12 protein-coding genes and 1 pseudogene are annotated in these 9,162 nt (G+C 32.2%); 7 read left to right on the forward strand and 6 right to left on the reverse strand.

The window, feature by feature from the left end:
* Window positions 1–266 precede the first annotated feature (266 nt).
* Together CQZ94_RS29170 and CQZ94_RS29175 are read left to right on the forward strand one after the other, a co-directional pair.
* Complete coding sequence (locus CQZ94_RS29170; RefSeq protein ID WP_105588231.1) at window positions 267–1,247, forward strand: DNA-binding protein; 981 nt, start codon at window positions 267–269, stop codon at window positions 1,245–1,247.
* A 652-nt stretch (window positions 1,248–1,899) separates the two neighbouring features.
* Window positions 1,900–2,124: a hemolysin XhlA family protein gene (locus tag CQZ94_RS29175; protein ID WP_002144381.1), complete on the forward strand. Its 225-nt coding sequence runs from the start codon at window positions 1,900–1,902 to the stop codon at window positions 2,122–2,124.
* On the opposite strand, the gene CQZ94_RS29180 is transcribed toward CQZ94_RS29175, so the two are convergent.
* Entirely contained in the window at window positions 2,107–2,397 is a 291-nt protein-coding gene (locus tag CQZ94_RS29180) for a hypothetical protein (RefSeq protein WP_105588232.1), read from the reverse strand. The genes CQZ94_RS29175 and CQZ94_RS29180 overlap by 18 nt on opposite strands.
* 127 nt (window positions 2,398–2,524) lie before the next feature.
* On the opposite strand from CQZ94_RS29180, the gene CQZ94_RS29185 reads away from it, so the two are divergent.
* Window positions 2,525–2,953 carry a cell wall hydrolase gene (locus CQZ94_RS29185; protein WP_002144383.1) on the forward strand — a complete coding sequence of 143 codons (429 nt, stop codon included), beginning with the start codon at window positions 2,525–2,527 and terminating at the stop codon, window positions 2,951–2,953.
* A 317-nt stretch (window positions 2,954–3,270) separates the two neighbouring features.
* Entirely contained in the window at window positions 3,271–3,387 is a 117-nt protein-coding gene (locus CQZ94_RS30995; RefSeq protein WP_016104037.1) for a DeoR family transcriptional regulator, read from the forward strand.
* Window positions 3,388–3,777: 390 nt separating this feature from the next.
* Here CQZ94_RS30995 and CQZ94_RS29190 read toward each other — a convergent pair whose 3' ends face one another.
* The 3 genes and pseudogenes from CQZ94_RS29190 to CQZ94_RS32120 form a co-directional block, all read right to left on the reverse strand.
* On the reverse strand, window positions 3,778–3,882 hold the full coding sequence (locus CQZ94_RS29190) for a YjcZ family sporulation protein (protein ID WP_105588233.1): 105 nt from the start codon (window positions 3,880–3,882) through the stop codon (window positions 3,778–3,780).
* A gap of 153 nt (window positions 3,883–4,035) precedes the next feature.
* Window positions 4,036–4,140: a YjcZ family sporulation protein gene (locus tag CQZ94_RS29195; protein ID WP_000505684.1), complete on the reverse strand. Its 105-nt coding sequence runs from the start codon at window positions 4,138–4,140 to the stop codon at window positions 4,036–4,038.
* Window positions 4,141–5,710: 1,570 nt separating this feature from the next.
* A pseudogene (locus tag CQZ94_RS32120) lies at window positions 5,711–5,854 on the reverse strand (Y-family DNA polymerase); the annotation flags it as partial.
* Between the two features lie 153 nt (window positions 5,855–6,007).
* Here CQZ94_RS32120 and CQZ94_RS29205 point away from each other — a divergent pair.
* Window positions 6,008–6,706, forward strand: coding sequence for a hypothetical protein (locus CQZ94_RS29205; protein ID WP_105588234.1), 699 nt, complete (start codon window positions 6,008–6,010; stop codon window positions 6,704–6,706).
* Window positions 6,707–6,851: 145 nt separating this feature from the next.
* On the opposite strand, the gene CQZ94_RS29210 is transcribed toward CQZ94_RS29205, so the two are convergent.
* The gene (locus CQZ94_RS29210) at window positions 6,852–7,226 is read right to left on the reverse strand and encodes a hypothetical protein (protein ID WP_105588235.1); all 375 of its coding nucleotides are present in this window, start codon (window positions 7,224–7,226) and stop codon (window positions 6,852–6,854) included.
* Between the two features lie 48 nt (window positions 7,227–7,274).
* On the reverse strand, window positions 7,275–7,490 hold the full coding sequence (locus CQZ94_RS29215) for a YolD-like family protein (protein ID WP_258166083.1): 216 nt from the start codon (window positions 7,488–7,490) through the stop codon (window positions 7,275–7,277).
* A 107-nt stretch (window positions 7,491–7,597) separates the two neighbouring features.
* On the opposite strand from CQZ94_RS29215, the gene CQZ94_RS29220 reads away from it, so the two are divergent.
* Window positions 7,598–8,086 carry a gamma-type small acid-soluble spore protein gene (locus CQZ94_RS29220; protein ID WP_374954563.1) on the forward strand — a complete coding sequence of 163 codons (489 nt, stop codon included), beginning with the start codon at window positions 7,598–7,600 and terminating at the stop codon, window positions 8,084–8,086.
* A gap of 583 nt (window positions 8,087–8,669) precedes the next feature.
* A partial coding sequence (locus CQZ94_RS29225; protein WP_142395964.1) for a DUF2935 domain-containing protein occupies window positions 8,670–9,162 on the forward strand: 493 nt, incomplete at its 3' end.

Genomic DNA, 9,162 nt, shown 5'->3' on the forward strand with positions numbered 1-9,162 from the left:
TATAAAAATGAAAGTGTAAAACAACCATAGAAAATCTCCCATTTTCTATGGTTATAATAAAATTCAACTTATAAATAGACCTAAATAAGATTTAATTACGTATAAAAATTAATTTAATTAGTAAACAAAAAAAGAATTTATTTATCTATGTAAAAAAATAAACATTGCCTATGTTATAATAAATTCAAGTATATATTTATAAAATTAAAATTAAATTTAATCAATAAATTTATTAAATATAAATTAAATACATAAGGAGAAATAATATGGATGAAAATCAGCAACTCAATATGAATACAACAGAAGTAAGGGAGTTTTTGGAGATTAGTAATTTTATTGTAAACAAACTTGTAAAGAAAGGGCAATTAGTTCCAATTAACAAAGATACATGGCGATTAGATGGGAGTTTCCTTTTCAGAAGAGGGGATGTAGAAGCAATAAAAAAAGCAAGAGAACCTGAAGGTCTTACTCTGTACCAGGCTAGTAAAAAATATGATGTAAGTACATATCAATTAGAAAGATGGCTAGAAGATGGGGAATTAACAGCCACTATACAAGAATACCGTAACCGTGAAACTAAATTCATACGAGAAGAAGAGTTACTCAAGCTTGTACATCGGTTAGATCAGGCAAATGCACTTTATACATACTCTCAAAAGTATAATACCGTTTTATTCCATAGATACATGCAGGGGAATACGATAGCAAGAGTCATTTCTATTCCAAAGCGTGGAGATATTATGTTAATTGATGAGTTCGGAAATGAATTTACCTTAAAAGAAGCAAAAAAATTAGGGTATGAACCAGCTTATGAGTTGACTGATAAACCTCGGAGCCATCATCAAAGATTTATTAAGTTCCGTTTACCTAAGTCTGATCAATTACGTAGTAGTTCTTTCCAAAAAGTTGACTTAATACTCCAATATGTCTCACCAAGAAATATAAAGATTTCAGAAGAGGATGGCTTTTGGTATTTAGATGTGCGACAATCACTTATTGAATTGCCTATGGGTATGCAAATGGAGTGGATTGAGAGCATCTCACCATATTTAATTGAAGGAAAATTAGTGAAACGTGTTAATAATAGCGTCTATTTAGATAGCAGCAGTGTGACAAAACCAGTTACGATGTCCAGTAAAGAATATCAAGTACTTAATAAAATAGTCGAAGAAACAAACAGCACTATTGACGAATTTATTGCGTCCGCTATTCGCGAAAAAATCAATTACTATCAAAATCCACAATAAACGTATTTAAAAGCCATTTTAGGTATAACGAGAATTGATAATCATATAATGATACAGAAAGGTCTTTTCCAGGTAGCTACCTCTTATACATCAAAAAGACACCTAATTAAGGTGTCTTTTTACTTTTCACCTTTCGAGAAGAACAAGCATATATTAAAGTGTAGGACGAGCTCAACCGCTTCTATTCTATTCTGATATTCAGTTAAAAACTCCTTATCACATTAAGAGTATCCACTGCCTTGGATGCTCTCTTTTTATTGAACAAAATGGGCATTTAATGTTCTGGAGGCGCAGACATATAGGTAGTAATAACCGTGGAAATTGGTGAAATCCTTTGAAAGAGCGTTTTCCTTCACAGCACTCGTTTTTTGTTCATGGATTTTCTAAACTTTTTATTGATAATACTTAAAATATGAAGAATGTAGTTGAGATTCGATTTAAGTTCTAACAAAACATCCAAATTTGATTAATTAGTACAACCATAAGTCAATTAACAAATGCTTGTACTAGTTTAGTAATGATAAATACGATTGGGAAAGATGTATAAAATAAAGATTCAACATGGAAATAACTCGTATACATTCACATCGAAAAAGGTTGTCTCATAATATATAAATACTGTTATATTAAGATATTATAAGATCGTGAGTATATGGAAGACGTAAATGTGAAAATTGACAGTCTAAAATCAGAACAAAAAGAGATCATGCGTGATATTCGTAATTTAGAAACTCGAATAATAATTAACGAGAAAGACATTTCTACAATTAATAAGCAATTAGAAAAAATCAGCACGAATACCTCTTGGATTTTACGGATTATTATCAGTACGATAATTATGGCCGTTCTAGGTTTGATACTAAGAGGGACAATTTAAAATTCCCAACAGTACTTTTTGAAGAGAGACAAGTGTCTCTCTATTTATTTTGAGGAGACGCATGTCGGAAAAAGATAAAATACTAACTCGAATCATATTTTTCAAAAGTAAATGTAAATAAGTAACTCCAACTATTGAAACTACATAATCCTTATAAATACCTCTATTCATGCGTTTATTTAGCAATTCTTCTTCACCTGTCGTTCCATCTTTAAGACCCATACCAATGACAATGCAAATCCTTCCATGAAAGAGTCCATATTCAAGTACCATCATCCTTCCTATTCAAGAGTAATTATCTTTCATACTTCGTAGACATAACAATCTATATTATGTGAAAAAGTCATTATCCTGATTAATAAGCAATACTATAAGAAGAAAATATAATGGAGGTGAAGTCATGGGGGTTGTTAACGCTACAGATGCAGATATTGCACTTTTAGCAAGATTACTGAGAGCAGAAGCCGAAGGAGAAGGAATTCAGGGTATGTTGCTCGTCGGAAATGTAGGAATTAACCGAATAAGAGCCAATTGTTCCGATTTTAAAAATCTTCGTACCATTAGACAAATGATTTACCAAGAACACGCATTTGAAGCTGTTACTCACGGTTATTTCTATCAAAGAGCAAGAGAAAGTGAAAAACGCTTAGCTCGTCGAGTAATCAATGGGGAGAGGTACTGGCCTGGGAAATTTAGTTTATGGTATTTTAGGCCACCAGGTGATTGTCCTCAACAATGGTATAATCAGCCTTTTGTCGGACGTTTTAAAAAACACTGTTTTTTTCAACCAACAGCCGCAACTTGTGAACAGGTTTATAACACATTTTAAACGATGATAAAAACAATCTGTAATTAAAGAAAGTATAAAAGAGCGTTAATTTAACACTTTTATGCTAGTTTTAGGAGTGGCGTCAGGATTTTGCAGAGTTACAATGTGAAGTTAGTGAACTGCTCACCACTTAGCTGACGCTTGAGTAAGGAGAATTCTTTCGGGAAGTGCGGTTAGAAATAATTTAAAGAAATCTAGATAAAACAAAAAAACACAGATAAATTTCTATCCATGTGTTTTTTGTATCTATTTTTATCATATCCATGACTATATATTATAACGGTGCCAAATTATATCATAGTTATGTAGGAGATTCGATGTCTAGAGCAAAAAGATTAAATGAAATGATTATGATGGTTAATCGAATGAAAAAATTTACTGTGGGAGAATTAGCGCACGAATTGGTTGTTTCAAAACGAACCATTTTCAATTAGGTTTGCACATTTAGAAAGTTAACTATATATAGGTAACTTTATGGAGTGGTGGTATAGGATCTATTAATCCTTAATTATATAATATAAATTTTTCCGTATTATCCCTTTGTTATACGTGTAAACACATCCTATAAAACAGAATCGTCTATATGCACTAGATTGTTAGTACACAACATACAAAAGAATTGAGAGCAGTATCAGAGTGACGTCATATCTTTTAAATTGAACGATATGTTATGCTTTTCAAAAGAATCTGCTTTATAGGATGCATCCACATTCATTATTTTACTATATTTATTATTAATTATATGTATATTTTTTGATGTTATGCATAATTGCATTATTTAGGCAGTGTGTATAGAAAAGGGACTCTAATAACAGTGCCCTTCCCTAGTATCCGAATCCGCCGCCACAACAGCTACATCCGATAATGATTAACAAGATGAAGAGAATGATCAGTAAAGCAAAGCCGCCGCAAGAATCACCGTAACTCATAATTTTTCCTCCTTTAATTAGAAGACTTAACAATGGGATAGATTGTTGTTTTAATAGGTTTACATTACTGTATGTTTTTATGGAATGAATGAGCAATTCCATTTAGAAATAAAGAAAAGACACTCATATAAGAGTGTCTTTTCTAATAGTTTTTTAGCAGAAGCAAGCAGCTCCAACTATGATTAATAAAATAAATAATACAACTAATAAAGCAAAGCCACCAGCAAAGCCGCCGCCACAACTACCACCAAAGCCCATAATAGTTCCTCCTTTTGGTAAGAGGGTAAAACAAGGGATCACTCAAGTATTTTAACGGATTCATTTTACCTTATGTTTTTATAGAGTAATTGAGCAGGTCCTTTTAAAAAAAGAAAAGACACCATAAGGCGGGTAGATAAGGTTTTCATTTTCCAATCTAAATAAATTATGTAGCAGCTCTTTGAGGTTATATCGTGATATCTTGTTTATTTAATATTAATTATTACATACTCTTTTCCAAACTTCTAATTTTCATAAAGAAAAGGTCGAAATTGGCTACTGCAAAGATGAATTAAAAACTAAATATAACAAAAAACTTGAAATTAGAGCATAAACACTATCGATAATTTATAAAGATATTAAAATAGAATATAAATCTTGTAGAGTAAACCCTTTAGAACTAGCTGAACTGGCTAGAGAGTCTAGGTTAACAAACAGTGAAATTCATGATTATGCTATGCTTATTTCAAAAATTTTCGAGTGAAAAGGTGAGTTAATGACTCGGGAGAAATATGAAAAAGAATCTTCGGACATAGCATTTCTGGCCATTAACACTATACAAAAGTTATAAAGAAAAATAAGTGAGCTAGAATTAAAAAACGAACAATTAAAAGGTATAAATAAAATTCCTAAATACAATTATTATAATGTATCAAAGCTTCCAGATTACTGGGGGTTACTGTATAATAGCTCAATATTTTTGAGCCCACTATAATAATACAAAATTATTTAGGGAGAAAATATTGATTGAATTGAAAAAAAGAAGTCATAGCATTATATGTAGGTGTTTTTGAATGAGTGCTCTTTTTACAAATTAAAGAGCAGCTAACAAAAGTTAACTGCTCAAGCAAGGAAATCGGAGAAAGGATTACCATGTCATCTGTAGTGTTGACGGAATATTGAATTTTATTTATAAGGCATTATGTATTTAAAGAAAAATATAGCCCACCACGAATAATGTAATCTATCCAATTGAAAGAGCAATATATTTAAAATTTTCATGATTCTCCCTTTTAGATATAGATTGCTCTATTCATAAGAACTTTATTAAATTTATAACAAGTGTATCATTTAAATAAAAAGGGCACTATTTATGGTGCTCTATGATCAAGATTCATACTGAAAAAGGACTACTTCACCGACAAGTGAAGTCTGTATAAAATGAGGTGCAGTTCATACATAAGTTGTTTGGAATTACATCATAATTTGTAATTACACAGACTGTGTAGGCTTTATGTCTCTATTAAATGATTTTTGCACCAGAACCAAAAAGACCACCCTAAGGTGATCTTCTTATGTAGGGCGGGAAGACATCGGTCTTCCCTTCGGGTTGCCCCGATGGAAAGGGCGTTTTGTTTCCAAAACTATTTTTCCTAATTACATAGTATGCAAGAGTTTCAGTTTAGTTCCTAAATTATTCAATAAAAAACTAAAAGTTTAATATATAACTTTTGTTTTTTTATTTCTGATCAAAGGCAAATATTTCGGTTTCAGCTCCTCTTGATGCTACTCCTATAAACGTGTTTCTGTATCTAGCTGTGGCGCTATGCGTGTAGGAAATCCTTCGTCAAATGCTGGTTTTCCAAGACTTTTTGCGTATTCCATCCATTACTTTCGCTAAATTCATTTCTTGTTCTTACTGCGTTACGTTATCAAAAAGAGAAACTTGTTCCTCCCCTTGCTGGATTAAATTCGTTAGAGAAATGTGTATGCTGAGACTGGCCCATATTCGGAATTTTGTCCATTATTATCAAATTCTCCTTTTAGTAAGTCCTCCAATTTATACCCATTTAAATTTAGACAAGTACCTAACTAACCTTTTTTACCATATATTGGTTTCAAAAATAGAATTATAGGAGGAATTATCATGCTAATTAAAACATATAGCTCATATATAATTCCATGTGGTCAATTTAGTAATTACTCTCCACAATATTTATCTAGATTTCCCCCTTTGTATCCATTATCTTATCCAGAGTGTCATTATGGTTATTATAGTAATTGGAATTATGAATACACTGGAACGTCAATACATGATATTCATAATTCTGAATTGGAACGAATGAGTTTGCTGAGCAGTGGATTAGAACATTTAGGGCATGAGATAGATCATGCAGTGCATCATCCTCCTGTGTGTCACGGTCATACTGGATACCTGACAAATAAGTTTGACTTAGAACTCAAAATTGAAAATGGCGGTTGGGTTACAGCTTGGGCAAATGACATTGCAGAAAAAGATGTATTACAGGGAGTATCTGTATTTAGCGCTAATCCAAGTGCCTTCTTGTACTGGATAAATAACTTAGTAAATCGTACTATTTCATCATTACAAATTGATGCACAACACAAGTTCACGGCTGAGATGAGGAGAGTAGCTAATGAAATAGCTGCAGATGTTATTAGACGAGCAATTCAAGGGAAAAGTCCATTAGAAACCTTTAAACAATTTGATACATTTGACTTTAAAGCAGGGGCAATAAGATATTCTGGTAGAAATATGTTATGTGGTAATACAGTATCTACTACTTGGGGAATGAAGCCTTATATTGCTCTTAGAGTGCGCTAAATTTATAAACCTGAAGATAAACAAAGGGGAGAATAGATTCTAACAGTGGAAGCAATGAATGTGTTTGTTCCTATAAACAATATAGAGAATTGATGTTTATATAACTGAAGAAAGAAGGAGCTCAAATTGAGTAGCCCCTTCTTTTTTATTTAAATTCTACATGGAATTTAGTGTCAATGATTCCAAAAGCAACTGTACATGGCAACGGATTTTTTCCTGCTGAAGCAGCACGCATACAAGAAAGTACCCAATATTCCAGTTCTAAAGGTAAGCGGTATGCTTGAATGCTACTATCATTGTTTTTTACTGTTACGATCGGTGTATTTACCCTGGTTGTAGCAAAACCTTCCGTTGCTATCATTGCTACTGCATCATTAGTATGAATACCGGCGCTTAAAATTTCATAAAGCTTTCCATCTTTCTCATTTATAATCATAGGTATGCTTAAATAGGGATAGTTATTTATATCATTATGAATAACTGTTCTTGCTGTATTCTTTCTTATCTGATTCCCTTGCATTTTATACACTCCTTTATAACAATCCAAACGTGATTACTTAAATCTATTCTATTTTACGTCTATTATGTTAGAAAATTGTAGTGTCATCTTATTATAAAAAGCACCGGTACATATGACAGTACTATTTAGCGGATCAATATCAACAACAGTCATATAACTAGAGAGTAAATAACCATCTTCATAATATGTAATTAATATTTCTTCTTCTTTCCATTCATTTCTTAAAAGCATGGTTAGTTCAGTCATATCTCGTCCTATGTACATACTTTCATCTCCATAATATGTAGTTTGAATGAATATTGAAATAATATGCGGCAGTTTAAAAATAAAATTAAGAATAACTATTAAATGGGTTGGTTACATTATTGATTGTGGAGGTGAGAAAGATGAACAAAAAACAACAAGGTTACAATAAGGCAACTTCTGGCGCTAGCATCCAAAGCACAAATGCTAGCTATGGTACAGAATTCGCAACTGAAACAAATGTACAAGCAGTAAAACAAGCGAATGCACAAGCACAAGCTTCAGGTGCACAAAGTGCAAATGCTAGTTATGGTACAGAATTCGCAACTGAAACAAATGTACAAGCAGTAAAACAAGCGAATGCACAAGCACAAGCTTCAGGTGCACAAAGTGCAAATGCTAGTTATGGTACAGAATTCGCAACTGAAACAAATGTACAAGCAGTAAAACAAGCGAATGCACAAGCAGAGGCAAAGAAAGCACAAGCTTCAGGTGCACAAAGTGCAAATGCTAGTTATGGTACAGAATTTGCAACCGAAACGGATGTGCATGCAGTGAAAAAACAAAATGCACAATCAGCTGCAAAAAAATCACAATCTTTTAGCTCTAATCAATAATGAAGGAAAAACACTTCTCTATCTTAAGAGAAGTGTTTTCTCAGGCTGTGAAGAAAGTCTTCTCCACAGCCTATTTTTGTGTCTGAACAAATACATAATGTATCACTAGTAACTTTAGATGATGAGTTTACCACAGTTTTAAAAACTGAAGAATTGATTGAAAAGTTGTAGTTAGTTGAAACAATACAATCTTAAGGTGTTTGTTTTAACTGTATACGATATACACATTTAGGAACACTGACTTATGCCCATCAAACTAAAACGAAAAAAGCTATTCTTTCAGTATATTTCACAAAAAATAGCTTTTTTTCATTTTAGCGGAATTTTGTTTTTTTAGCTGGATAGCGATGTGGTGCTACCCTATATCCATCAAGTTAAGGAAAATGTTATAAAAGTCCCTTCAGATTTTCTGAAGGGACTTTTATAGATTTCTAGATAGATTGACTACTGATAAGTGGGGTTATGTTACCTTCATAAGAATAAGATTATTTTTATAGCCATACTGAACTTTTATTGATGGCATTTTTATATATACCTATTCATAAGAATAGAACTAGCATAGTATTTACTGGAGGGATTGAGAATGAATAGGAATGAACCCTCATTACATCCTGATACGGGTGTTACATCTGGAATGTTTGTTGAGCGATCATTAAATGAAATTCGTTTTTGGTCTAGAATCATGAAAGAGCATTCTTTATTTCTTCGATTGGGGTTTAGATGTGAGGATACTCAACTAATCCAAGAGGCTAATCAATTTTACCGATTGTTTGAACACATTGAACAAATTTCACATTCCTATACAAATCAAACAGATCCTGAGCAAATAAAAAGATTTAATTCAGAAGTACAACAAGCTGCAACTAATATTTTTGGTTTTAAACGAAAAATTCTAGGTTTAATTCTCACATGTAAATTGCCAGGGCAAAATAATTTTCCACTGTTAGTTGATCATACAAGTAGGGAAGCTGATTATTTTAGAAAACGTTTAATTGAATTAAATGAAGGTAAATTGAATGCTCTTCCTGATGCTATTATTAAAGAAAATGTTTTCTTTTTAAGGATTATGGCAGACC

The organism is Bacillus sp. MYb209, from assembly GCF_002975175.1.
Taxonomy (GTDB): domain Bacteria; phylum Bacillota; class Bacilli; order Bacillales; family Bacillaceae_G; genus Bacillus_A.